37 protein-coding genes are annotated in these 20,672 nt (G+C 40.2%); 1 reads left to right on the forward strand and 36 read right to left on the reverse strand.

Annotation, left to right across the window (positions count from 1 at the left end):
* Positions 1-124: 124 nt before the first annotated feature.
* The 36 genes from ABDK00_RS14075 to ABDK00_RS14250 all read right to left on the reverse strand — a co-directional run bounded on the left by ABDK00_RS14075 (position 125) and on the right by ABDK00_RS14250 (position 19,838).
* Entirely contained in the window at positions 125-712 is a 588-nt protein-coding gene (locus ABDK00_RS14075) for a hypothetical protein (protein WP_346236745.1), read from the reverse strand.
* Between the two features lie 201 nt (positions 713-913).
* Complete coding sequence (locus ABDK00_RS14080; protein ID WP_346236744.1) at positions 914-1,195, reverse strand: hypothetical protein; 282 nt, start codon at positions 1,193-1,195, stop codon at positions 914-916.
* Complete coding sequence (locus tag ABDK00_RS14085) at positions 1,192-1,425, reverse strand: hypothetical protein (protein ID WP_346236743.1); 234 nt, start codon at positions 1,423-1,425, stop codon at positions 1,192-1,194. The genes ABDK00_RS14080 and ABDK00_RS14085 overlap by 4 nt, the downstream gene beginning before the upstream one ends.
* A 125-nt stretch (positions 1,426-1,550) precedes the next feature.
* Complete coding sequence (locus ABDK00_RS14090) at positions 1,551-2,903, reverse strand: phage terminase large subunit (protein WP_346236742.1); 1,353 nt, start codon at positions 2,901-2,903, stop codon at positions 1,551-1,553.
* The gene (locus ABDK00_RS14095) at positions 2,903-3,397 is read right to left on the reverse strand and encodes a terminase small subunit (RefSeq protein WP_346236741.1); all 495 of its coding nucleotides are present in this window, start codon (positions 3,395-3,397) and stop codon (positions 2,903-2,905) included. Before ABDK00_RS14095 ends, ABDK00_RS14090 begins: the two co-directional genes overlap by 1 nt.
* A 54-nt stretch (positions 3,398-3,451) precedes the next feature.
* Positions 3,452-3,910: a hypothetical protein gene (locus ABDK00_RS14100; protein ID WP_346236739.1), complete on the reverse strand. Its 459-nt coding sequence runs from the start codon at positions 3,908-3,910 to the stop codon at positions 3,452-3,454.
* A gap of 12 nt (positions 3,911-3,922) precedes the next feature.
* Positions 3,923-4,174: a hypothetical protein gene (locus ABDK00_RS14105; RefSeq protein WP_346236737.1), complete on the reverse strand. Its 252-nt coding sequence runs from the start codon at positions 4,172-4,174 to the stop codon at positions 3,923-3,925.
* A gap of 139 nt (positions 4,175-4,313) precedes the next feature.
* Complete coding sequence (locus ABDK00_RS14110) at positions 4,314-4,601, reverse strand: hypothetical protein (RefSeq protein WP_346236735.1); 288 nt, start codon at positions 4,599-4,601, stop codon at positions 4,314-4,316.
* A gap of 139 nt (positions 4,602-4,740) precedes the next feature.
* The gene (locus ABDK00_RS14115; protein ID WP_346236734.1) at positions 4,741-5,151 is read right to left on the reverse strand and encodes a hypothetical protein; all 411 of its coding nucleotides are present in this window, start codon (positions 5,149-5,151) and stop codon (positions 4,741-4,743) included.
* A gap of 13 nt (positions 5,152-5,164) precedes the next feature.
* On the reverse strand, positions 5,165-5,419 hold the full coding sequence (locus ABDK00_RS14120; RefSeq protein WP_346236733.1) for a hypothetical protein: 255 nt from the start codon (positions 5,417-5,419) through the stop codon (positions 5,165-5,167).
* A gap of 18 nt (positions 5,420-5,437) precedes the next feature.
* Positions 5,438-5,689 carry a DUF3850 domain-containing protein gene (locus tag ABDK00_RS14125; protein WP_425474781.1) on the reverse strand — a complete coding sequence of 84 codons (252 nt, stop codon included), beginning with the start codon at positions 5,687-5,689 and terminating at the stop codon, positions 5,438-5,440.
* A 12-nt stretch (positions 5,690-5,701) separates the two neighbouring features.
* Positions 5,702-5,878, reverse strand: a complete 177-nt coding sequence (locus ABDK00_RS14130) for a hypothetical protein (protein ID WP_346236732.1) — start codon at positions 5,876-5,878, stop codon at positions 5,702-5,704.
* Positions 5,879-5,881: 3 nt separating this feature from the next.
* Positions 5,882-6,259, reverse strand: a complete 378-nt coding sequence (locus tag ABDK00_RS14135) for a hypothetical protein (protein ID WP_346236731.1) — start codon at positions 6,257-6,259, stop codon at positions 5,882-5,884.
* Between the two features lie 155 nt (positions 6,260-6,414).
* Positions 6,415-6,906, reverse strand: a complete 492-nt coding sequence (locus ABDK00_RS14140) for a hypothetical protein (RefSeq protein ID WP_346236730.1) — start codon at positions 6,904-6,906, stop codon at positions 6,415-6,417.
* The gene (locus ABDK00_RS14145; protein ID WP_346236729.1) at positions 6,903-7,199 is read right to left on the reverse strand and encodes a hypothetical protein; all 297 of its coding nucleotides are present in this window, start codon (positions 7,197-7,199) and stop codon (positions 6,903-6,905) included. Before ABDK00_RS14145 ends, ABDK00_RS14140 begins: the two co-directional genes overlap by 4 nt.
* A 278-nt stretch (positions 7,200-7,477) precedes the next feature.
* On the reverse strand, positions 7,478-7,693 hold the full coding sequence (locus ABDK00_RS14150; protein ID WP_346236728.1) for a hypothetical protein: 216 nt from the start codon (positions 7,691-7,693) through the stop codon (positions 7,478-7,480).
* 17 nt (positions 7,694-7,710) lie between these two features.
* A complete protein-coding gene (locus ABDK00_RS14155) occupies positions 7,711-8,205 on the reverse strand; it encodes a DUF1643 domain-containing protein (protein ID WP_346236727.1) in 495 nt (164 codons plus the stop codon).
* Positions 8,206-8,240: 35 nt separating this feature from the next.
* Entirely contained in the window at positions 8,241-8,585 is a 345-nt protein-coding gene (locus tag ABDK00_RS14160; RefSeq protein ID WP_346236726.1) for a hypothetical protein, read from the reverse strand.
* The gene (locus ABDK00_RS14165) at positions 8,586-8,912 is read right to left on the reverse strand and encodes a hypothetical protein (RefSeq protein WP_346236724.1); all 327 of its coding nucleotides are present in this window, start codon (positions 8,910-8,912) and stop codon (positions 8,586-8,588) included. It abuts the gene before it with no gap.
* Complete coding sequence (locus tag ABDK00_RS14170; RefSeq protein WP_346236723.1) at positions 8,909-9,139, reverse strand: hypothetical protein; 231 nt, start codon at positions 9,137-9,139, stop codon at positions 8,909-8,911. Before ABDK00_RS14170 ends, ABDK00_RS14165 begins: the two co-directional genes overlap by 4 nt.
* A gap of 12 nt (positions 9,140-9,151) precedes the next feature.
* Entirely contained in the window at positions 9,152-9,442 is a 291-nt protein-coding gene (locus tag ABDK00_RS14175) for an NUMOD1 domain-containing DNA-binding protein (protein ID WP_346236722.1), read from the reverse strand.
* Complete coding sequence (locus tag ABDK00_RS14180) at positions 9,439-9,657, reverse strand: hypothetical protein (protein ID WP_346236721.1); 219 nt, start codon at positions 9,655-9,657, stop codon at positions 9,439-9,441. Before ABDK00_RS14180 ends, ABDK00_RS14175 begins: the two co-directional genes overlap by 4 nt.
* Before the next feature lie 2 nt (positions 9,658-9,659).
* On the reverse strand, positions 9,660-10,259 hold the full coding sequence (locus ABDK00_RS14185) for a hypothetical protein (RefSeq protein WP_346236720.1): 600 nt from the start codon (positions 10,257-10,259) through the stop codon (positions 9,660-9,662).
* Positions 10,228-10,848, reverse strand: coding sequence for a hypothetical protein (locus ABDK00_RS14190; protein WP_428400336.1), 621 nt, complete (start codon positions 10,846-10,848; stop codon positions 10,228-10,230). The genes ABDK00_RS14185 and ABDK00_RS14190 overlap by 32 nt, the downstream gene beginning before the upstream one ends.
* Positions 10,849-11,579: 731 nt before the next feature.
* The gene (locus ABDK00_RS14195) at positions 11,580-11,864 is read right to left on the reverse strand and encodes a DUF4406 domain-containing protein (RefSeq protein WP_346236718.1); all 285 of its coding nucleotides are present in this window, start codon (positions 11,862-11,864) and stop codon (positions 11,580-11,582) included.
* A 2-nt stretch (positions 11,865-11,866) separates the two neighbouring features.
* Positions 11,867-14,533: a DNA methyltransferase gene (locus tag ABDK00_RS14200; RefSeq protein WP_346236717.1), complete on the reverse strand. Its 2,667-nt coding sequence runs from the start codon at positions 14,531-14,533 to the stop codon at positions 11,867-11,869.
* 67 nt (positions 14,534-14,600) lie between these two features.
* A complete protein-coding gene (locus ABDK00_RS14205) occupies positions 14,601-15,161 on the reverse strand; it encodes a hypothetical protein (protein ID WP_346236716.1) in 561 nt (186 codons plus the stop codon).
* Positions 15,162-15,167: 6 nt separating this feature from the next.
* Positions 15,168-15,464, reverse strand: coding sequence for a hypothetical protein (locus ABDK00_RS14210; RefSeq protein ID WP_428400337.1), 297 nt, complete (start codon positions 15,462-15,464; stop codon positions 15,168-15,170).
* A gap of 95 nt (positions 15,465-15,559) precedes the next feature.
* Positions 15,560-15,952 carry a hypothetical protein gene (locus ABDK00_RS14215; protein ID WP_346236714.1) on the reverse strand — a complete coding sequence of 131 codons (393 nt, stop codon included), beginning with the start codon at positions 15,950-15,952 and terminating at the stop codon, positions 15,560-15,562.
* Entirely contained in the window at positions 15,949-16,578 is a 630-nt protein-coding gene (locus tag ABDK00_RS14220) for a PD-(D/E)XK nuclease-like domain-containing protein (protein ID WP_346236713.1), read from the reverse strand. Before ABDK00_RS14220 ends, ABDK00_RS14215 begins: the two co-directional genes overlap by 4 nt.
* On the reverse strand, positions 16,578-17,774 hold the full coding sequence (locus tag ABDK00_RS14225; protein ID WP_346236712.1) for a hypothetical protein: 1,197 nt from the start codon (positions 17,772-17,774) through the stop codon (positions 16,578-16,580). The genes ABDK00_RS14220 and ABDK00_RS14225 overlap by 1 nt, the downstream gene beginning before the upstream one ends.
* Positions 17,775-17,808: 34 nt before the next feature.
* The gene (locus ABDK00_RS14230) at positions 17,809-18,243 is read right to left on the reverse strand and encodes a hypothetical protein (protein ID WP_346236711.1); all 435 of its coding nucleotides are present in this window, start codon (positions 18,241-18,243) and stop codon (positions 17,809-17,811) included.
* A 419-nt stretch (positions 18,244-18,662) separates the two neighbouring features.
* Positions 18,663-18,962 (reverse strand): hypothetical protein, encoded by a 300-nt coding sequence (locus ABDK00_RS14235; protein ID WP_346236710.1) that lies wholly within the window; start codon positions 18,960-18,962, stop codon positions 18,663-18,665.
* Positions 18,963-18,982: 20 nt separating this feature from the next.
* A complete protein-coding gene (locus tag ABDK00_RS14240) occupies positions 18,983-19,219 on the reverse strand; it encodes a hypothetical protein (RefSeq protein ID WP_346236709.1) in 237 nt (78 codons plus the stop codon).
* Positions 19,216-19,590 (reverse strand): helix-turn-helix transcriptional regulator, encoded by a 375-nt coding sequence (locus ABDK00_RS14245; RefSeq protein ID WP_346236708.1) that lies wholly within the window; start codon positions 19,588-19,590, stop codon positions 19,216-19,218. The genes ABDK00_RS14240 and ABDK00_RS14245 overlap by 4 nt, the downstream gene beginning before the upstream one ends.
* Positions 19,591-19,592: 2 nt before the next feature.
* Complete coding sequence (locus ABDK00_RS14250; protein ID WP_346236707.1) at positions 19,593-19,838, reverse strand: hypothetical protein; 246 nt, start codon at positions 19,836-19,838, stop codon at positions 19,593-19,595.
* Positions 19,839-19,975: 137 nt separating this feature from the next.
* On the opposite strand from ABDK00_RS14250, the gene ABDK00_RS14255 reads away from it, so the two are divergent.
* Entirely contained in the window at positions 19,976-20,662 is a 687-nt protein-coding gene (locus ABDK00_RS14255; protein ID WP_346236706.1) for a S24 family peptidase, read from the forward strand.
* The last annotated feature ends 10 nt before the right edge of the window (positions 20,663-20,672 follow it).

Raw genomic sequence — 20,672 nt, forward strand, 5'->3', positions numbered from 1 at the left:
TCCCTCAATGACTTTTTAATAAGCTCATTTAGTTCAAAATAAAATTCGTAGATAGTTAAATGATGAAGTATTGCTCCAGATATGGAGCCGGTTACAAGTTTTACCTGTTTCGCCAGGTCGTTCTCTACCCTTTTGATTGCATGGATGATAGAGCTTCCATATATATCCCTGTCCTTTTTTCGGTCATCAGGGAAAACGTAATTAAATTCTCGCCTACATAATCTAAATACGGAATCAATGTTCTGAGCGGCATTGACAAAAAAAAACTCTTGAGGTCGGATTCTTTTTTCCAATGCCTGATTTTGTTTTCTCCATACTTAAACTCGTACGTGTCGGGATTTTCAAACTGATCGAAAAAAACTACCGCCGCTAGTTTGTACATGAGATCTGGCTCTTTAGGCAATTCGATCCGTTCTTTTAGTAAATTATTGAGCCGCTTTAGTTCGATTAAATCATCGATATTCATCTGAGCTTTTTGAAATACAGAATCAAACGCAGTAGTATGCTGCGCTAAAACCTCCCGACTAATATTCATGTCAACCTCTTTGTAATATACAAGGGCTTTCATTGCGCGATCGTAAGGCATGTTCAACGGGTCGTTGAATTGAAAATAATGACGATCTTTAATTGTAAAGGCATAATCGATAATATGCTTACAATTTGGAAAAATCTTCTTTGGATTAGGTTTGTTATTTCCGGTAATTACCATCATATACTTTTCAGTTTATCTTCAAGCTGGTCGGCCATATAAGGCCCCTCAATAAGCATGTTATTTTTGAATATTGAGAATACATTGGTTTTAGTATTAACAATAATGTCAAAACCGGGCTTTTGCCGATTGTTGTAATGTTTTTTTTGAGCGCCGCAAACTTTACACTCATAATACATCGAAAACCCGTATCTATTCAAAATCTCATTCATTGTAGATCAATTTGTCAGCAATTACATTAATTCCGCAAACAATAAAAATCAGCTTCAAATCAAAGCTCATTGTCAATATGATGGTCCATATTCCAGACATACAAATAATGCAACCCCAAAGCGGCTTTTGAATAGTTTTACTCCACTTTAAGCCGAAAGTTTTATCCATCCATGTTGCAACAATCGCTCTTGGACGCTCCGCAATCATGCCCGGAAGGGTGATGGCGTGAATTGCCAAAATCTGTAAACTCAGTATAAGGGCTTGTTGAATCATCTGTATGCTACGAAAGTGATTTGGATGCACGAATAGGTATTGCTTTCAACAACAAACTGCACTGTGTCGCCCGCCGCGTTGTGAATTGTCGCTTTGAATGTTTCTCCGCGGTTTAATAAACCTGCTGGGTATCCGGTCAAAATGGGGTGTCCGTTGCTATTAGTGGTAACATCGCGTTCGTAGACCGATTTCATACCTGGTCGTTGCAACCGAACCTTATAAGGTGACATTGCCGCCAATTGAATTGGCAACTCAATATTATCACATCCGGAAACTTGAACTTGAAAACATCCTGATTCGCAACTCATGAGAGCAAATTTATTATAAAGATAAATTATAAATCAAAATGAGCATTTTATTTTTTGATAAACCAGCCCATGAACTGATTAATCCAATACCGAATAGTGTCCAAAACGTCCGCCTGCTGAGCGGGATCATCTCTATTATCTTTAACAATTGTGCCGTCCGGACGCTTTTTAACGTTTTCTGCATCATATATGGCAGGCTTAGCCTTAACGGGGCACATGAGTACTTTGTAAGAATGGAAAACGGTATTTACAAGTGTTTGATTTTTTTCAAGACGTGGGTTAGGCGATATTTTTATTTGCCCATCGCTAAGCTTTAACATGCTTTTAATCAGTGTAAAATTTGTCACTTGCTCTTTATAAAGGGAGCTGGCGGTATCTCCAGAGTAGTCTCCGGTTACCATATATAGAAATCCAGGGTATTTAGTTAAAACTATCTCACAGAGCCCTTCAGTACCTACATTTTTAACCTTGATTACATCGATTATATACAAAGTGTCGTTATAATTCTGCATCACAGTGCAAACCATTGGATTTCTGTTAAAATCCCAAGAGAGGAATAATACTTCCTTCTTCGTAGCGTGCAATTCTTGTTCAGCTACATGTACTTTTCGATTGAAGGCGAAGAGCCAGGGACAGTCATTTTCCTGATTACCCCATAGTCCTAATGTAAATACTTGATACCAGTGGTAATTCAAGTCTTTCAGCGCTTCATGAAACGCCACACGTTGAGGCGAAACAAACGGATTATCCTTATATGTGGTATGCGTAGAACGGTACTTTAATTTTACGGGATCCTTGCCCGGTACATCAATAACTAGCTCAGAGGTAAAAGACAGATCTCTTGGATAATACTTTGCAAAAAATGTTTTGTATAGCCAAAAATCAACGTAATCCGGGCAAGTAGCTTCCGGATTGAAAGATATCCAAAGCTTTACCCGTCCATACTTATTACGTAGCGATGTAAGAATAGTGATAAATGCCGTTTCTGTTAACTGATTACCCTCTTCAATCCAAACATGAGAAGGATTGGTAATTGATCTAAGTTTTCCCGGCTTATCCGTTCCACGTGCTAAAAATTTATTTTGATTAATGCATCTAATTTCTAATGGCTGCTTTAAAACATCAAATAAATCATCGAGTTGCCAATCTTCAACTATCTCCTGAATCATGGCAACCTGGGAGTCGCGAATTGCTTCGTGTGTTTCTTTAATTAAAATACACCGAAAATAATCAAGGGTAAAGCTATCCTCAACAGATTTCTGCCCTACAAAATGGCTTTTTCCGGAATCGCGACCACCCCAAACCAACTCAATATCAATGTCATTATCTTCAAGTAAATGATGGTAACAATCCAAATAGACAGAATTGTCAATTTCTATTTCAACCTCTTCAAAAGCCATTACTTGCGCGTAACTTTTATTTTAATTTTCTTTTGCTTATTATCCTTGTCGAAAATACCGAGGTGCCTTCCAAGATCAACCAAAGAGCCTCTCTTGTCAGACAATTTAAGGTCAGTGGTTATCGTTTTTTCAGTTACATCGCCGATGGTTGTTATTTTTTCCGTAACCTTAATCCCAATAACAGGCTTTAATTGATCCGTTGTTAGTGTTGTTAAATCCTTTATCCTATTATTAGTTTCAATAAAAGTTTCAATAGAATAGAAGCCAAGAGCGCGCAATTCGTTTATTACTAGGTCAGTGGTAAGTTCAGATCTCCTCTGCAATTCAAGGCGTTGCCTTTCGATTTCTTCTTGGATGTACGGTTTTGTTAGGTTTTCAGAACCGATATTTCGTGCAGCTCTTTTAGAATAACCGGCGCGTTCCGCTGCTCGAGCTGCATTTAAATCTTCCAAATAGTAAGTAACGAAAAGTATTTGCTTATCTGTAAGTTTCATAATCCAAAGATAAATTATTTAGAGATTTTTTAAATCTATATGATAACACCGTTTTTAAAACTCCCGCACTTCCCATTCACCTTTCACCAGTTTTGCCATGATAAAACGAAATGGGAATATTTCAGCGGCTGTTTTAATCTTAACCAGAGCGTCATCGGTAATAAAGCCGCCTTTTACCTCATGCACCTCCAGCAAGCCAGTTTTGACCATGACAAGAAAATCAACTTTATAAAAGCACTTATCGGCGAGGCGTAAGTTCATGGGCTCAAAAAGATACCACACGACTTCACCAGCGTGCTTAAGCGCTTCCAACCGGGCGGCATACAAAGTTTCGGTTTTATTCATTTTCCCGGCCTTCATACGGCCAAGCGCGAACATCGGATTTTCCGGAATTCGAGCGGAATTACCCGTTTTTCCGGAATTCTGACTTGGAGTATCTGGAATTTTAGAGGGTAAATTCCCCTTTTTTGCGTTGAAGCGATCGATATCTTCCTGTGTCCAGCGGTTGCTCATTTCCCGAATGTTTTATGTAAGAATTTTACCGCAATGGCAGATCCATTGTCCTTTGTATTCTCGGTATTCGTGCCGGCCACTACAGGTAATAATGCCGTTTTGATTTGCATACAAGTTTTCAAAAATCTCGACCTTTTTAACTTTCTGATATTCCGGCTGGACAATAGCGATTGATTTGCCGGTTTTTTCTGAAATACTGGCTAATGTTTCCGCAGTCTTCCCAATATGGCCGCTACCGACAATAGCAATTTTACCTGGGTTCATTTCTTTTTTAATTTTGTTAATTTCATGAAACAGAATATGCAATATGGCCTCAATACCTTTTGAAAAAAAGTTTTTAAATTGCAAACCTTTACGTCGTAGCAAGCTCCTATATACCCGCAACAACTACATTTGTCTATTTTCATTTCAATTCGATTTTAGAATTAAGAAAGTCTCGTTTTAATTTATCATAACGCCTGTTAGTTATGTCGTTGAATGTTGTTTCTTGATTTATTGCGCCTTGATTGTACGCCTCCTCACACACCTTTGATAATGGGGTGGAGTTTTCCAAAACTTTATTAAAGGCATATTCTTGACCTTCAAGTTCTGCATTAAACCCAGTACTTAGGGCAGTTTTTATGGCTTTTATCTCGCCTTCCAACCAATCAAGATCAACTATAACGGCGCGTTGTGGGTTGATTGTTTTCATTTCTTTTTCAATATTTTTATTTTAAAAAAACAGAAGGCGCAATAGAGTTTTATTACCTTCAAAAAGTATGTTCTAAAATTTGAAACTTTTGTCTCATAACAGAAACCGACATATCCGCAATAAGAGCATTTTCCCGTTTTCATACCTCTAAATTTTTTTCGTCTGTGATTGAATCTTTGTCAACTATTCTTATAACTGGAAGACCTTTACCTAACTTCCTTGTCTTAGCATTCTCCGCCGCCTTTTCCAGAACTTTAATCGCATAGGCTCTGGCGTATGCTGCTGCACGGGCGTTGAGGTAATCGAGTAGGGGTTTGGCTTCACTTATTACGCCGCCTTTGTCAAACCAATCAACAAGGTGCCCTGAAATATCATTGCCGGTAAAGCAATTGTTCATTTTTTCGGTTTGCTGTTTGATCTTTGCTATGTACGCTTCGTAATCTTCCTGCCACTTATCACAGGCAATATCCGTACTTGAGCTTATGTTTACTCCGGGATTTCCTACTAAACCAGAGGCTCTTTCTAATAGGTTTAATAATTCTTCATTCATTTTACTTCTGTTTTTAATTTAAAAATTCTACCTCTATTCCGACAACTTTACCGTCGATAGGCGTGCCGTCCCAACTTAATTCCTCATAAGAAACATTGGCTAAAATATTTTGAAACCAAAAACCTTTATCGGATTTCGCCCATTCAAATAATGCTTGAAATCTATCATCGGGCATGGCAGATTTTGCCCACCATGTTCCATTGTTATTTTCAAACGTAAATCTGTTGCCTTTTGACAGACCTGTTACTTTATACTTTCCTGTTTTCATTTTAATTGTTTTAAAGTTTTACTCACAATGTTGAATATCTAACGAGAATACAACGTACCCTGGCGAAATATGCTCATAATCCCGAAGAACATACCTTATAAAGCCAGAAACTTTACGACCGGTGTAACTTCCTGATTTATCGTCGTATTCGTGTAGTATAACGAAGTCACCTGATTGAAAATGTCTATCATCTTTTCTAACCTCAAAGGTTTTTTCCAAATTATAAACTCTGTCGAAATAAGGTTGAATAGTTTTTAAATTGTGTTGCATAGCTTTAAAGTTTTACTTCCAGCGCAAAAGGCGCTCGATTATTTTGATTTTCCTTTCGGTTTTAATAAGCAGGCGTTGCGATCTGATAAAAGTTTTTGCGTCATTGGTAGCGGCGTTATTTATGATATACAACCTCCACGCTCTTTTATCTAAAATTTGCCATCGATCGGCTAAGGCTTCTTTATTCATTGGTTAAAGTTTTATTTCCAGTTCCTTACCCAACAGGGAATAATAGATATTCTGCAATTGATGTAAATATTTTGGGTGATCTCCTAAGTAAATACCGCCTAATTCAAAATACCATTCAGTATTCCATAGGCAATACATTTTAATAGCGCCAATGCTACGTTCATACTCCCAATTTGTTCCGAAACTTTTTTCAAACCCCGCCTTAATCAGTATTTCTTCGGTGATCGGGATGGGGCTAATGTTGCCGTAGGTTTCGAAAAGCTTAATGTCATCAACGTAACAAACTCCATGTATTGATATTTCAATCACCGATTTCGGCACCCCGTCTATTAACACGAGATTTCCAACGCGCAACTCCTGCGGCTGTATTGTGTTAGTCATTGCTATCGGGTTTATAAAATTCACAATCTGCACCAATTATATGTCGCCCGTACCAATCGCGACACCAAACGCTAATTTCCTCGTCTGTGTTTATATATTTCCACACAGTAAATATTTTGTTGTCTGATAGTCGTCTGATTTTTAATTCCATCTCTTTACATTTTAATCATTAAAAAAATATTTTTCCAGGTCTGGGCTTCGGCGGCGAGCCATGCTTCAATATCACTTTCAAACTTTTTAAAGCCATCCGGTGATGCCCCGTAATTAGATAACGAGTAGTAAGGTTTATTCCCCAACGGATTAACCGTCTGCACTTCGCTTTCGATAAGGGAGTGGATAAATTTCAATGCCGTAGAATAGTACTCTTTAACCGTTAGAATATTTCCCGGTTTGTGATACCTTCTTAATCCTGAAAAATGGGTTGAAGAAGCTATTTTGCGCGCCTTTTCCTCCGAAATATCCCGCAAAAATCCAAGCGGCTGCCAGTTGCCTTCTGGTAATTCAATAGACCCTATTTTCATGGTTTCTACATCCCACGTTAGCGCTAATCCGTCAAAATGATTAGCAACCTTAACGTTGCTCGCCCCCTCCGGCAGATCAGCCGCCAGCATCGTTACGCGGCCTTCGATTAATTTTGTTTTAATCATTGTTTAAGGTTTTGAAGTCTATCAATTTCGGCAGCTATTAAAGCTCCCGCTTTTGCCAATTCCTTAATTCTATTATCTGGTGAAGGACGGAACCCATCTTTAGGATCGCAACTGCACCACGGCCACCCTAACGGTGCCATTTCTGCGGGTCTCCAACAAGGTTCCATAGCATAACACATTGCAGCCATAGCTAACTCACCTGCTGAATGTTCCGCGTCATGCGAAGCCGTAAAGCCCTCTACCTCTTTTTGCCTTTGTCTTTCGTCGGCAATAATTTCAATTCCTGTTTTCATATTAATTTTGTTTTAAGTTGCATTGGTTAAAATTTTCGATTGTTTTTCCTTGATTGTTTGGCCGCTTTATTTTTAGAACGGTTCTTTTTCTGCTTTTTTGACAACGGTGTCTTAACCGCTTTTTTGGGTTTGCCAATTCCAACAGGGTTAATTGGCGTAGTCGTTCCTATTGCAGCGGCCAATAGCAATGGCATTAGTGAGCCTTTCATTCCACGAGATATCATAATGTTTTAATTTTTTTGTAATTGGATTTATCTATTTCGGGTGGAAAATTGTATTTACAATGGCCTGACACTCTTACATCCATTCGAGGCATCGGTTTGCATATTTTCATAAGCCATTTCAAGGGCTTCCTCATATTCCAACCCCCAGTCTTTATCGCTATTTTTTCTCAACCTATCCGGTGACTGATACGCCTTGATGCGCTGTAATGCTTGAAGCATGCGGTTGAATTGAGCCTTTTGCTTTTCGGTGATCTCTATCTTTTTTGCCATAGTTGCGAGTTTATTTTTTAAGAATGATGGAAATAGCTTGTAAATTTTGAATTGGTTTTACAATAAAGAGGGTGTTTCGGAGACCCATTTTTATTAATGTGTAAAGCCTTAGCGGTAGGGAACATTTTAGCAAGACGGTCCCACCTACCAGAAGCCGGCACTATATCGAAGTTGCCCCAAGCAAACACCACATCCGAACACTGAATACAAACCTTGACAAGCCACTCATCATTTATGCGCATTATATCTTCTGGTATTTTCTGCAATTTTTCCGGATAGGGTGTTACGAAAGGAAAACAATTCATCATGTACACCCCACCAAAACCATTATACCTTGAAATTCTGCAAACACGGGTGATTGTAGGATCATTGGTATCCTGGTTTGCAGTTGAAGGATTTAAACCAATAAACATCACGAGCGGCTTTTTGTCATCCCATATTCTCCATAGCGCATACCGGTAATTCCCGCAAGGTGAAAAATGTGCGCCGTTTAAGTTGAATAAGTCACTCATAATGAATATTTATAGAGGTTTTTTGTGAATAATTTTTAATGGAAATTGTGAGGTTTTTCAACTCGTTCGAAATCGTACACCCAAACAAAAGGATTGGCGTCCCAATTTTTATTGATGTTATTCCAAAGACCTTCGAATTTACCTTTAGGGGAAATATCATATCCCGGATATAATCCTAACGTTTCAACTCCTTCGGCAACAGCATCACCAACACTAATATCATGCAACCGTTCAACCCGAACTTTGGTAACTTTTAAGAAAATTCGGGCAGCTTCCTTGGGCATGAAGATGGAGGGACGCCTGTAAAAACCCAACCCGCCAGTCTTTCTGCTCAATACCAGTTCAGGCGGAGCATCTTCATATAAGTAATTATGTCCCATTTAGATAGTTAGATCTTGGAAAGTCCATTCGATTTTTCCAGTTTCGACGTCTGTTGTTTTTGTCCAATGCCCGAATGAGTAATGAGTTTCACGCACCCAAAGAATATTGCCTATTTGAATTTTAGCATTTTCAATAAAGTCTACGTATTCCATGTCAGCGGCAGTAAGGTCGGAAGCATTAACACTGCCCGGGCCTTCTTTTACCCATTTTTCAACCGCCCATTGTTTCTGAGGCTGAGGTTTACAAACTCGCCTTGTCTGCGTTTTCCTTCCTGCCAGAATAGCCTGCACCATTGCGGTACTGAATAAGATTGGTTTTATGTTCATCGGTTTTCTTTTAAAAATTCATGATACTTTTTAGCGGCCTTCAATTGCGCCAAAGTGATATCCGGATCGCATGGACTTGCGCGGATAACCTCTTCAGCCAGCAAACAGCGCTTCCGCCAATACTCCAGTTCGTTATCGGGCTGGATGACAGTAATGCCTTTGTAGTCGAGAAGGTCAGGCTCGTTGTTTTCAAATTGGTTGGCCATGGCCAGGTTTCCGTCTAACATGATTATAAATTTTTACCAACCGATGGAGGGGTCGGATATGTAACATTGAACTTGGTTTCTGATTTCATTTGTGACCTTTCGCTGCTTCTCGTTTGCGAAACGTATCGCAACAGTACCCAGCGTGGTACCTGCTATGCGCGTTCTACGGTTTGCGCGTTCGGTAATCCTGTGTGCGTTAGATTCTTTGTTCCCGAGCGGGAAAAGATATCTCGCCGCAACGCTGCAAGATCGAAACACACCGATAGGCTGCTTTTTCTCGATATCATACACCGCGATCGGTGTGGGTTCGTATTGATTTTTCATATTATTTGACTTTCAAGGCAAAGGAATATTTCATACTTCTTTGCTGTTTTTAAAATTTCGTGTTTTTCATTTTTTAGAGAGTTCGCCATTTTTGAAACAAAAAACTCTTTTTTTCTCATTCTCTCATCCAGATTGCGTTCGTCATTATATGCCGGTATTTTAATTTTCTTTTCACCTGCAAAATGACCGTTGATGTATAGAATCAGGCGAGTCATACTCAGTCTATCCTTTCGTAGTAAAGGCCCGTGACACCTCTATTCAACAGATCCACAAAGAAGCTGCTGGCTTGATGAACGTTTTCAATTTTTCCGTCATGCACCAGGATATCTTTCACGTCGTCTGGAACAGATTCTACGTTTCCGTTTTTGATTCGGTAGTAGAACTCAGCTGCTCGCACTCTTTGCTGAATTCGAAGCTCCTCTTCGGTGTAATCGCGTTGTTTAAATTCTTCTTTAACCTCCTGTCGGTATTGATCAGCCGCCCAACGCCTGTACGAGTTCATTATCTTAGCGAAATAGGCCGGAGAAAAGTTTTCGTAGCAGTTTGTATCATCAATGTCCAATTTCCCGGCAATCGCTTTATCAAAGGCGAGCCGAATTTCTGATACTGTATGTCCCCCGTAATTATCCTTGATGAATTGCAGTAACACACCCTTTTCGATCTTTCCGGGAAGATTGTTAGCCCGAACCCCGACCAAAAGCATGCAATACCTGAGCACGGCACTAAGCGGCTCTTCCGGATCTGGAATGCTGCAAATCCGCTGTTCTTTTAAAACGGGCAATAGCTCACCAGTTTTTGAGGGCGTCGATACGGTCACTGCTTGTTCCTCTTTTTCTATCGGAGCCAGGTCCGTTAGTATTTGTCCTATTTGCTTTTCCATTGTTTTTTAAATCGATTTTTAACGAATTGCGGAAATGAGTGAATACTTCTGACAGGTTGTTATACCACTGCTTTTTACCGAGGTTTTGAATTTTAAAAGCTTCAAAGTATTCTTCTGCTTCCGGAGGGCTCAGGTCAACCCTGCAGGTGTATTTTATAAATTCGATCGTCTGTCCGATTTGTAGCTCGTCCATCTTCAAGTCTTTTGGCAAGTCGGTTGACATGAATCCGTTTAGTTCAGATTCGCCTCCTTCTCCCACACCCTCTTCCTCTAAATCATTTCTACTTTCAGTTTCACTTTCATTTTCATATTCAGAGTTTGCTTTACCTTTTGCTTTAATATTTGCCTGAGCAAATTTTTTTAAAGACTTTTCCCCGCCTTTTTTTCCGGCAATTGCTCTTTTCTCGCTAATTGCATTATCCCTAACCATTCTCTTTTGGATTAGTATATCACCCTCCACTGTGAGGACACTCTCCTCAATCAGCTCCGCAAGTGATTCCGTCACGGTATGGAAGTCGTAGGGCATATGTTTAACGATAAGGTTGCCGAAATTTTTTATTTGGTTTTGGGTTTGCTTGTGCTTTTGCTTAAGCAAAAGCTTTCCATAATCCTCTGATTTATGCATCAAGCATAGTAGTCTTATGTATACTCCCGTCGCTTTTGCTGAACATTGGGCCAACTTTTCATCTGTCAAAAAATCTTGAATGTATAATGGTAAATATGGTTGATCTCTAAGTGCCATTTTCAATACCTCCGAATGTTTAATATTGGCTTTTCTCAACCATTTAATTTCTTATACAATTCAACCGCACCTTCTTTGTCCTGGTCCAGCAGGTAGTGAAAATGATACCTGGAATCTCGACCGAACTGATTCGTAAACTCCACATCCCTTACTTGAATGCTCAGGCCATGTTCACGCCGTAATTCTGATAATCTGGTCCTGAAACCGTTAAAGGGTAGCTCTCTTTCACTTACACCAGATCTGGTGATTAAGTGGGCCAGTATTGCGCATATCTGGCTTTTAGGAGGTGTGATGTTGTATGTCATATTTCTGGTTTTACTTTAGTGATTAAAAAAAACTGATCATTGCTTTTTGATGATATCTTTCTTTTGCCTTTTTTATCTGACACTCTTTGCAAGAAGCCTGATACATGATACCTGGCCAGTCAGGATTTGCGCGATAGAATTCATCTACTGGCTTATTCTGTTCGCATGTTTTGCAGGTCTTTGTTTCCGTGGTGGATGTTGGTTTCATGGTTATGCGTATATTACTGTTAATCCTAATTCTAAAGCAAGATTGTGCTCAATTGTAGCGCCTTTACTATCCTTCCAGCACGGCAGCATATAGATGGCCTGACAATCCAATAGCGCCTTCAAATCTTCTTTCATATAGCTTTCCCACGTCAAATCGTGTTCATGATTTATAGTCATCGGATTGACCGGTATGAGGCCCATCGCCGCCACCTTAGATTCCGCATCTTGGAACTTTTCTTCGGCATCACTTTCGGAGCCAGTTATTTTTCCGCTGATATATGCTTTCATAATTATGCTGTTAATAAGTCAAATAATGTTGGTATTGAAACTTTGTTTTCTTGCTTTTTGAGATAGAAATCAGCATGCCGGGCATACTCGTCATTTAACTCCGTCCCGAAATACCTCCGCTTCTTTTTTAATGCGCAAACACCGGTTGTACCTAAGCCGTTAAATGGATCCGCAACCAAGTCGCCCTCGTTTGAGTATAGCTCAATGACACGGTCAACCTCATCCGTTGGCTGAGGGCAAATGTGATTTCTTTGCTTGCGTCGCGACTGTTCTAAATTCAGCCCGTGCATGCGATTCACATTATTCCAGATATAGTCTGAATTAGAAACGATCGGTAACGTGGTGAACTCCTTTGATAACTTTCCTTTGCCCTCTAGATCTTCCAGTAGTTGAATATGAGCATCATAATCATAGATCACCCCTGGATTAAATTCATTCCACCATCTGCGGATCCTTTTCAAATCCCACTTACCCATTTCCTCAGGAGTGATCAGTCCGTTGCCGGAACTCAGCCAGAAAGCATCCGCGTCAATTTGCCATTGAGGTAGTGAGTATTGCGTTTCGCTATGTCGGATCAAGTCCTTTTCATGAAAGAATTGATTACATTTCGGGCATGATAGCAGGATTGAGTTGGGCCTTACGTAAGAATTATAATCTTTTCGATCATGGCAAAGAGGGCATTCGCAATTATGCTTCACCGGCACATCGGCGTATGCGTTCTCTGTTGATGTAGGAGGCTTTCTGAATACCCATATTTCTTCCGGAATGCCGGCGCCCATCTTAGTACTATCTTTCTGCATTTCGCCGAATGTGAGGCGGTAGGTTTGATTATTTTCACCCACAACGCAGGTCGGGATGTAGTGAAATCCCATTGTTTCAAACCCATGCTGTTCCATGGCCTCACAAACTAAATGCGTGAATCGATGAAAAATTGAAAATCCCTTTCCCGTTACGGATCCGTAGTGAATTCTATTTTTAAGATGAACGGTTGAGATGCGGCCCGGCTTTAGCGTTCTAAAATATTCCGGGAGAAAGAAGTCCAACTGCCGGCGAAATTGCTGATTACTCATATTGTGCCCGTAATCATTATAATAGTTCGTGTACTCATAATGATTCCCAAACGGGAAAGAGCTATTCTGAAAATCAAACAGGTTGTCTTCGAGGTCGAACCATTCGCGCGTACAGTCGTTGCTTACCAGTTTATAATGCTTACCCTCATATACCTTCCGATCAGTTTTAAACGTCCGCTTCCGTTCTTCCACCATTCCCTGATGATCAAGGCCGTGCTTTAAAACGAGACCCCTTAACCAGGCGCGTTGCTCATTATGCTGCTTCCACTTTCTTTTAAGGTTTTGGATAATTGGATATTCTTCAGGGGTGTAAATGATAAAGAAGTCAACAGAATCAAAGCCGCTGAATGGCCGGTGGATTCGCTTTACGACTTGATATAAGTCATTAAAATCGTTATTTACACCGAGCATTATTGCTTTGCCACAATAGCGCTGGAAATTGCAACCAACGCCGCTTATTTCAGGTTTTGTGCCGAGGTATTTCAGCTCACCCTTTGTAAAAGCTACAATATTTTTTTCTTTTATTTCTGCAGATTGGGATCCGGTTAAATAGCCGTAATTCTTTTCTTTGAAAGCTTTGTTCAGCGCATCACGTTCAGGATTTAAATGATGCCACAATAAAAAGTGATCATCCGGATAGCTATCGACAATTTTCAGGGCCTTATTCAATCGAACATCGATGCTCCCTTTTTTGATTTTTGCATTGGTAGGTAGATCATTCCCGCCGGTATCTGCAACCAATCTACCTTGCCCGTTCTTTTCCTGGCCGGCATCGATTGCTTTATCCATTTTAACCTCGATCCAATGAATATTTAATTTTGGCAACACATATCCCTCGTCTGAAAATCCGAGATCCGACGGGTATTCGATAGCAACCATCCAGCTGTGAACCCAAAGCCAGAAATCAGCCTCATGTTGTGGATGTAAAGTAAGCTCGCCGGCCTTGGTAGAATTTCTCTGAAAGAACTGCGTAAGGATCTGACCGCGATCAGCAATACCGAGCACATGAGCGTAGTTTACCAGCTCAAGAACTTCATTTGGTGAAGGTGTGGCGCTAGCGATATATTTGTACTTCACATTTTTCAACTGACTGCCTAAAGCCTCGGTTGTTTCACTGGCCATATTCTTAATGTAGTTGCCTTCATCGAGCCACACAACGGTGAACTGACTGAAATCGATGCTACCCATTCTCACGCGCTCGTAATTTGTAACAACAATATCGCACTGGCTGGCATTTGCTTCATCCTGATTAGTAACATACTCCATATTTACACCAAGCCTGGCACCTTCACCAACGGCCGGATCCGGATTGATGTAGGTTTCAGACGCTCCGAGCTCAGTAACAATCAAACCTTTTCCGCCAAATTTTTTTATGATCATTCGTTCGACCTCGATGCTGATGTGCGTTTTTCCCAGACCGCAATCCGGAGCGACCAAAGCCCGCCCCAACTTACAGCCCCATTGAATAATAGCCGACTGATGCCCTTTCGTTGACGGATGGTAATCGCTAGGATCTGTGTCAAAGCCATGTTTTTCAGCGACTCTTATTTTGGAGATAAGAAAGTCATTATATGCTGATATCTTCTGTTCAGTTGTCATCACAAACCATTTTCCTTTTTGTATAATCTTTTAATGAATGAATTACCGTGCTCAGATCTTACTTTTCTTATATCAAAGAGAAGTCGAGGGTGGCTTCATCTTCTGAAAGCTCTAAAGGCATAATACCCATATACCCTTTTGCTTCGCCGGAAGGAAAGAATATCATCATTTCATTTGTTTCGTAGAATCGACAGATCAGATTTTCTGAAGGAAATAACTTTGCTGCTATTTGTATGTATTTTGGATTGAAGCAGACGAATGACTTGCGATCAAAGATTGAGTTAGCAACCGATTTTACGATAGCATCATATTCGGGAAATTTAAGATCGCAATGGATGTTGACATCTGCTTTAATACCTCCCTTCTCATAATGAAGTATATCATCATTAACCTCTATAAGATCCGCATCAATTATCTCCGCCCAAACGTCACGATGAATTAATTTACCATTCATGGCACGGATGCATTCATCAGGTAGCGTGCTGTAAGTTCTCAAATTCATTTGAGCAAGTATATGGGCGTTTGTGGCGGTGGCAATGCCGTCTATAATCTCTACGTGCTGTAGTGCTGGACGTAATTCGTCGTCTGAACAAGCTAGGTGTATAGGTGGTAAGTTCTTTTTTGACATGATTAATTATTGTTTTTTATGTTTTGAAATTGATAGGCCGAGGTCCATCGCTTCGAGTGGATTTTTTTCAATCCAGGAGTTACAGGCGTTACATGCGCGGATAACATTATTTCGATCGCACAAATTTTTCCTAGTTCTTTTTTGCAGATGGTGCAGCCCCTCCATTATTCCCGTGCAGACACCTTTTATCTTTACCTCACAAAGCGGACTTTCATTTCTCATGTCCTGCACCAGCTTCGAATACTCTTTGTCAAGATCTTTTTGAGTTTGGCTTTTCTTAGGAATAGGGTCTGCTTTTTTCACCGGTGAAGCGGAGCCGTATATTCTATGATGATTGATGCATAAACCATTCTTGTAAACGTTTTGACGGCATAAAGGAAATTCACAGCTCATTCTTTCTAACTTAAAACTTGAGATAATTTCATTTCTTCTTTCAGGGCACTGATACAGGTTATAACCAGATTAATTGAGTGAGAGCACGCTTTGTTACACCTGTCAGCTAACTCATAAATTCCATGCTCCATGTGACAACAGTCATTCACATACTCTTTTTGCAGAAGCGGGGACAAGTGAATTTTCTGCGCGCCGAGGCTCGCAACGAGGTTAATCATTGCTTGCTTCTTTTTCCGATGCAGCGCCTCCTTTGCTAGCGACATTTGCTCACCGGAAAATGCCATCCACTGCTTTAACTGAAACCCATATTCCATAAGAAGGTCAATGCTGCTTTTGCCGGCATAATCAGTCCCTTCAATTGTGTTCAGGATTGCTTTTAATTGATCTGGCTGTATCATATTTCGTTTATTAATTCTTGAAGTTGTTCAGGATCTGATATCTGATCGGTAATTGAACTTTTTAAAAGGCCGTCGCAAATTGCTTTGATATACTTTTTCCGACCTGATATGTAAAATGTATCTCCCCTTTCGATCATGAATCGGAAAAGCTTTTCTGGATTCTTTTTACTTACTCCAACGATCAGCTCTCGGTCAATACCGGTTGTATCAATGTAAAAGGCTGCGCCCATGTCATAATCAAAATGAGTGATGCTTTCTCGAAATGCCTTTTCGTTGGTGCTGGAAAGGCCTTTAAACTCCAGAATAAGTGAGCAATCTTTAATTACTCCATCTGCTTTGCATCGTCTTTTCAGTCCTGAAACCTTACGGTAGAATTCGTGCTCAACCTTTATATTACTATAGGACATGATTGAATTACAGAGTCTGTCAGCGTAGAATGTGTCCCTCATTTTCAAAGCCAGTTGGTAATCTTTGTCGCTTTTATTTGCCTTTTCCGGCTCCAAAATCGTCTCATGGACAAGTCGCCCAAACTCAAATATTCTGTCGATGTTTGGAGGAAACTCGCTTCCCATTATTGTTTTGAGAAACGAGTTTGAAACCCAATCATATCTGCTGTAGTAATCCATTATACGTTGTAGGTTACTCCTGTAATTTTAGGTTGTCCATTTTTTGCCGCAAAATCTGCGAGAAATTCAAGCTTCGAAATATCGCCACCACTTTTTATATAGAATGAAACAAGCTCTTTATAAGCATCATAAATAGTGACAGATGCTTTCATTAGAGATTTTTTTACGGATACCGGACCAACTGCCTGCATTTTGCTTTGCGTAGATAGTTGCGATTGCAACTGCTGCTGGCTTGTTTGTTGCTCAGCCTCTTTTCTTTTGCGATCTTCTTCTTCCTTAGCTGCCTGGGCACGTTTTTCACGCTCGTCATTTGCTTTTCGCTCATTTTCTTCTCGGATCCTGCGTGCTTCTTCTGCATTTTTCTCTTCTAAATCCGCCAGATCCTGCAATTCTTTTTTCCGCGCCGGTACCATGGCCTTTATTTCACTAACAACAGCATTTACACTAGCTGCGTATCGTTCCTGGAAAACTTGCAGAGGGATGTCCACTTTAGCGTGGCGTTGAAGTTTGAGATATTCGTCGCCCTGAATGAGCGCGTTGTTATAATAAGCAACAAAGAATGAATCGTAAGCATCCTCTTTTAAGATCGGCTTGTAATTGTTGAGCAGTGAAATATTAGAATCAAAATCTGCAAGGGTAAGTTTCGAGAATCTCGTTTTTAGCTCTTCAACCACATTTGCTACAAAGCGATCAAATTTTATCGAAGCTTCAGATTTCAATGCGATCCGAACCCGTTCGACCTCATTGTTTTTGTCGATTTCACGCTGGAGCTTCTCCTGCTCTTCCTTGCGCCGTTTGGCCTCAGTTACCTCATAAGAATCTGCAAGGCCTTTAACCCGATCCGACTCTGTTTGAAGGTTTGCGCATATTTCTTTCTCAACTGAAATAATTTCCTTTTTGAAGGCGTCGATTGGCCGCGTAGTGTTGAGACGCATTTCAGAAACCTCTTTAATAGATTTTCCTGCGTCAGTTAATACCCGGCGAACCGTTTTTAATTGCTCGTCCGATTCAATGTTTACGATTGGCGCGAGCTCTTCAACTGCCTTTTTATCCAGTTCACCCTTTTTCAAAAGGAGGTTATTTTTTACAAGGCCAAAACTTTCCTCCATGGTAGAAAGTGCATTGTGAACAGCGTTTTCCGCAACTTCCTCCATGGTTTCGGCAGTGTCCAAAGCATCTAATAATTGTTCGTTCATAAAACTATTTTTTGTGGGCAACCCCGGTTGAATATTATTTTGCAGCGATGTTGATAACTAGAGGTTTGATTGACCAGTTATCTGAAAGAAGAGAATTTGTTTTATTCTTCTTTTTGCCGAGATAGGTGATCTCCAGTGGCGTGCCCTTCTGAATGTTATATGCGGTTATAGCGCCAACCAGCCTTTTAGATCCGTTGCTAATATTTTTGATTGCTCCGTTTTCTTTAGCGAAAAAGAACGCGCATTCCAGGTCGATAATCTCTCCCGACTTTTCGTCGAGCACCGGGCGAATATCTATGCGGTCAAATAAAACCCGCTTTTTATCGCCGGCATCCACGGGTGTCCAGTAATCCGACATTAAATCGATCGGAGCCGCCTCGCCTTTTTCCAAAAGATCAATTTGATCTACTGAAACAGTTTCTACATTTAGGCTTTCGCCTCTTTTTAATTCAAGTGATTGATTTTCCATTTTTATTTTATTTAAGGATTCGAAAAAAGATTGTTTTTAAAAAGGGTCCCGGCCAAGAATAGCAGGACCGTAACAACTAACTGCTTATGACAGAGTTTAATTCTTCCCGGCGCTTGGATAATGAATCCAGCAAACCCCCAGAATAAATATTGTGACCGTGCAGCCGGTTAAATAGTGAGATCATGCAGCTGATGCTATACAGCTGATAAAATGACGTGCTCTTAGCTATACTGTTTCTTATTTTAATAACTGCACGCAGCATTTTATAAGAAGGACTAGCATCGACGCGAAGGCGCCGAGCATATAGGCAAAAATTATTATCCATAGAATTTTATTGAGCATTGTAAAAGAGAAATATTATTGCTGTGATTAAAATGATGGCAGCAATTAATTCGTACCGACTCCATCGATCTGCCGGCCTATGCTTCATGATACTCGATTTCGGCAGTTTCGAATTCTGCGTCTGCCTCACAGGCTTCCCTACGATCAAGGTTTGATTGAATTTCCCGATCAGTATCTTCTGTTTCGATGTAAATTCCAGCTACAGCAAGCGTAGCATCTAAAACCCTGGCCGCGGCCTCATACGCTTCACTTTTGCCATAAAAGTTTTGCTGAATTGAAGGCGGCAAATCTTCTTTTGAGTTCGCAAAAGCATTGTTTGAATACTTGATTAGCGTGTCATACGCCTGCTGCATTTTGTTTTTTAATTCCTGTGTCATAAGTTTGTGTTTTATTTTATTTAAGAATTAGCGGTATGGAGTTGTGATCCTGCCGCTTTTTTTTGCAAATACTTTTTTCTTCTGCCGATTATTTTGGCAGCTTGTTCGTCGCTCAACTCACCCTCCTTTTTCACTTTTTTAAAACCACCGGGGGTAGAAACCCCCAGGGCCAACCTTAGCCTCTCGGCTTTTTCAATCATCGCGTAGGCAAATGCCTCCATCGAATTAATTTCTTTTATTACTTGCGACTTGGTCATATAAAATCGATTGTATCATCGTCATATTCATGACGCTTTCTTGTTTTTGAAACTCTTGTGCTTTTAGCTCGGGAGGTCCGGATCATTTTACTTTCATCGTCGCTATATTCATTCACACAAATCAGAACTAACAGTAATAATGCAGAGAGAAATGGTTGCGCTGCGATGGACCGGCCTTTTACTATATGCCACCAGGAAGAAAGAGCGCCGATGCTTTGAACTTCAATTTTGTCGTAAATATTTCTGGCGGTTTGGCCTACAGTATGGACCGAAATACCCAACTTTCCAGCTACTTGCTTTTTTGCAGCGCCAAACGCTAACAGCTCAGCAACCTCAGTTTCTCTTTTTGTCAATTCAGCTTTTAGGTTCATGATCAAGCCCCCCAAATGTTTTTCTTAGCGACTTTATATTTACCATTGATGATGCGCTCAATGCCCTCCTTCTCGGATACCTTCGGTTCAACTTCACCTCTCATGCGTCGGTACAGATTCGAAACCGAAGTGATCTTTAAAAACACCATCAAATCTTGTATTGCATCGGCTTGATGTATCTGAGGAATATGTCGGTACCCTTTTTCGAAGGAGTAAGGGGAAACTTCTATTGCACTTTGATTTGACATATATTTGCTATTGTTTCGTTTTTTGTAATTCGCCAACTTTGTGGCGTTTTGCGTTTGTAGAGCAAATATACGGTAACTTGTTACGGTAATCCAAATAAATTACCGTATTTAATTAATGTATAATTAATATTTCGATTTTGTCAAAGATTTCTGATAATTTATTTGATTTTCTTAAAAAGAATGATATATCTGTTTATAAATTTTCACAGACTAGCGGAATACCTGAGAGTAGAATTAGACAGTGGAAGCGCGGAAAGGGCAATCCTAAGCGTGAAGATACCGCAATTATTACCCAAATTTTACGCAAACATGGCTATAAATTGAGCTTAGAGTTACCGCAAGATGAAGACATTGAAAATGTTAATGAAAATTCCAAAATAGTTCAACTAAACCCATTTCTCACTAGTCGCGAAAATCAGGGTAAAGTGCCCGTAAAGTATTATGATGTGGATTTTGCGGCCGGAAATGTTGTCTTTTATGAAGATAATGTGGAGTTTCCGGCCTACGAGATGAATATACCCGCCTTCAGCGGTTGCGTGGCCTTCAATGTTTTCGGCGATAGCATGGAGCCGTTGATTAAAAATGGAAGTGTCTGCTTTGGCCGAAAGAAAGAGCGCTGGTTTGACTATCTCGAATATGGTCAGATCTACGGCATAATAATGAAAAACGGGGAAGATCGCTATTTGAAATATATTCGAAAATCAGAAGATCAAACGAAATTTTTACTAAAAAGTGCCAACCCTGATTTTGATGATTTTGAGATTCCTAAACAAGACATTCACAATATCTGGCTTATAGAAGGCTGGATGCTTAAACGAACCTAAAAAAAAGAAT

Source organism: Niabella insulisoli (genome assembly GCF_039652435.2).
GTDB classification, from domain to species: domain Bacteria; phylum Bacteroidota; class Bacteroidia; order Chitinophagales; family Chitinophagaceae; genus Niabella; species Niabella insulamsoli.

Bases quoted from the DNA above. Each gene is read 5' to 3' on its own strand.
- ABDK00_RS14190 (WP_428400336.1), bottom strand. From the start codon at position 10,848: ATGCCCTACGACTTCCATACCGTGACGGAATCACTTGCGGAGCTGATT.
- ABDK00_RS14130 (WP_346236732.1), bottom strand. From the start codon at position 5,878: ATGAATAAAGAAGCCTTAGCCGATCGATGGCAAATTTTAGATAAAAGA.
- ABDK00_RS14100 (WP_346236739.1), bottom strand. From the start codon at position 3,910: ATGAGCAACCGCTGGACACAGGAAGATATCGATCGCTTCAACGCAAAA.
- ABDK00_RS14160 (WP_346236726.1), bottom strand. From the start codon at position 8,585: ATGGGACATAATTACTTATATGAAGATGCTCCGCCTGAACTGGTATTG.
- ABDK00_RS14145 (WP_346236729.1), bottom strand. From the start codon at position 7,199: ATGAAAACAGGAATTGAAATTATTGCCGACGAAAGACAAAGGCAAAAA.
- ABDK00_RS14120 (WP_346236733.1), bottom strand. From the start codon at position 5,419: ATGAAAACAGGAAAGTATAAAGTAACAGGTCTGTCAAAAGGCAACAGA.
- ABDK00_RS14225 (WP_346236712.1), bottom strand. From the start codon at position 17,774: ATGAACGAACAATTATTAGATGCTTTGGACACTGCCGAAACCATGGAG.
- ABDK00_RS14165 (WP_346236724.1), bottom strand. From the start codon at position 8,912: ATGAACATAAAACCAATCTTATTCAGTACCGCAATGGTGCAGGCTATT.
- ABDK00_RS14235 (WP_346236710.1), bottom strand. From the start codon at position 18,962: ATGACACAGGAATTAAAAAACAAAATGCAGCAGGCGTATGACACGCTA.
- ABDK00_RS14240 (WP_346236709.1), bottom strand. From the start codon at position 19,219: ATGACCAAGTCGCAAGTAATAAAAGAAATTAATTCGATGGAGGCATTT.
- ABDK00_RS14125 (WP_425474781.1), bottom strand. From the start codon at position 5,689: ATGCAACACAATTTAAAAACTATTCAACCTTATTTCGACAGAGTTTAT.
- ABDK00_RS14150 (WP_346236728.1), bottom strand. From the start codon at position 7,693: ATGGCAAAAAAGATAGAGATCACCGAAAAGCAAAAGGCTCAATTCAAC.
- ABDK00_RS14080 (WP_346236744.1), bottom strand. From the start codon at position 1,195: ATGATTCAACAAGCCCTTATACTGAGTTTACAGATTTTGGCAATTCAC.
- ABDK00_RS14140 (WP_346236730.1), bottom strand. From the start codon at position 6,906: ATGATTAAAACAAAATTAATCGAAGGCCGCGTAACGATGCTGGCGGCT.
- ABDK00_RS14230 (WP_346236711.1), bottom strand. From the start codon at position 18,243: ATGGAAAATCAATCACTTGAATTAAAAAGAGGCGAAAGCCTAAATGTA.
- ABDK00_RS14110 (WP_346236735.1), bottom strand. From the start codon at position 4,601: ATGAAAACAATCAACCCACAACGCGCCGTTATAGTTGATCTTGATTGG.
- ABDK00_RS14205 (WP_346236716.1), bottom strand. From the start codon at position 15,161: ATGTCAAAAAAGAACTTACCACCTATACACCTAGCTTGTTCAGACGAC.
- ABDK00_RS14115 (WP_346236734.1), bottom strand. From the start codon at position 5,151: ATGAATGAAGAATTATTAAACCTATTAGAAAGAGCCTCTGGTTTAGTA.
- ABDK00_RS14095 (WP_346236741.1), bottom strand. From the start codon at position 3,397: ATGAAACTTACAGATAAGCAAATACTTTTCGTTACTTACTATTTGGAA.
- ABDK00_RS14135 (WP_346236731.1), bottom strand. From the start codon at position 6,259: ATGACTAACACAATACAGCCGCAGGAGTTGCGCGTTGGAAATCTCGTG.
- ABDK00_RS14250 (WP_346236707.1), bottom strand. From the start codon at position 19,838: ATGTCAAATCAAAGTGCAATAGAAGTTTCCCCTTACTCCTTCGAAAAA.
- ABDK00_RS14170 (WP_346236723.1), bottom strand. From the start codon at position 9,139: ATGTTAGACGGAAACCTGGCCATGGCCAACCAATTTGAAAACAACGAG.
- ABDK00_RS14175 (WP_346236722.1), bottom strand. From the start codon at position 9,442: ATGAAAAATCAATACGAACCCACACCGATCGCGGTGTATGATATCGAG.
- ABDK00_RS14105 (WP_346236737.1), bottom strand. From the start codon at position 4,174: ATGAACCCAGGTAAAATTGCTATTGTCGGTAGCGGCCATATTGGGAAG.
- ABDK00_RS14085 (WP_346236743.1), bottom strand. From the start codon at position 1,425: ATGTCACCTTATAAGGTTCGGTTGCAACGACCAGGTATGAAATCGGTC.
- ABDK00_RS14200 (WP_346236717.1), bottom strand. From the start codon at position 14,533: ATGACAACTGAACAGAAGATATCAGCATATAATGACTTTCTTATCTCC.
- ABDK00_RS14090 (WP_346236742.1), bottom strand. From the start codon at position 2,903: ATGGCTTTTGAAGAGGTTGAAATAGAAATTGACAATTCTGTCTATTTG.
- ABDK00_RS14220 (WP_346236713.1), bottom strand. From the start codon at position 16,578: ATGGATTACTACAGCAGATATGATTGGGTTTCAAACTCGTTTCTCAAA.
- ABDK00_RS14155 (WP_346236727.1), bottom strand. From the start codon at position 8,205: ATGAGTGACTTATTCAACTTAAACGGCGCACATTTTTCACCTTGCGGG.
- ABDK00_RS14180 (WP_346236721.1), bottom strand. From the start codon at position 9,657: ATGACTCGCCTGATTCTATACATCAACGGTCATTTTGCAGGTGAAAAG.
- ABDK00_RS14075 (WP_346236745.1), bottom strand. From the start codon at position 712: ATGATGGTAATTACCGGAAATAACAAACCTAATCCAAAGAAGATTTTT.
- ABDK00_RS14215 (WP_346236714.1), bottom strand. From the start codon at position 15,952: ATGATACAGCCAGATCAATTAAAAGCAATCCTGAACACAATTGAAGGG.
- ABDK00_RS14245 (WP_346236708.1), bottom strand. From the start codon at position 19,590: ATGAACCTAAAAGCTGAATTGACAAAAAGAGAAACTGAGGTTGCTGAG.
- ABDK00_RS14195 (WP_346236718.1), bottom strand. From the start codon at position 11,864: ATGAAAGCATATATCAGCGGAAAAATAACTGGCTCCGAAAGTGATGCC.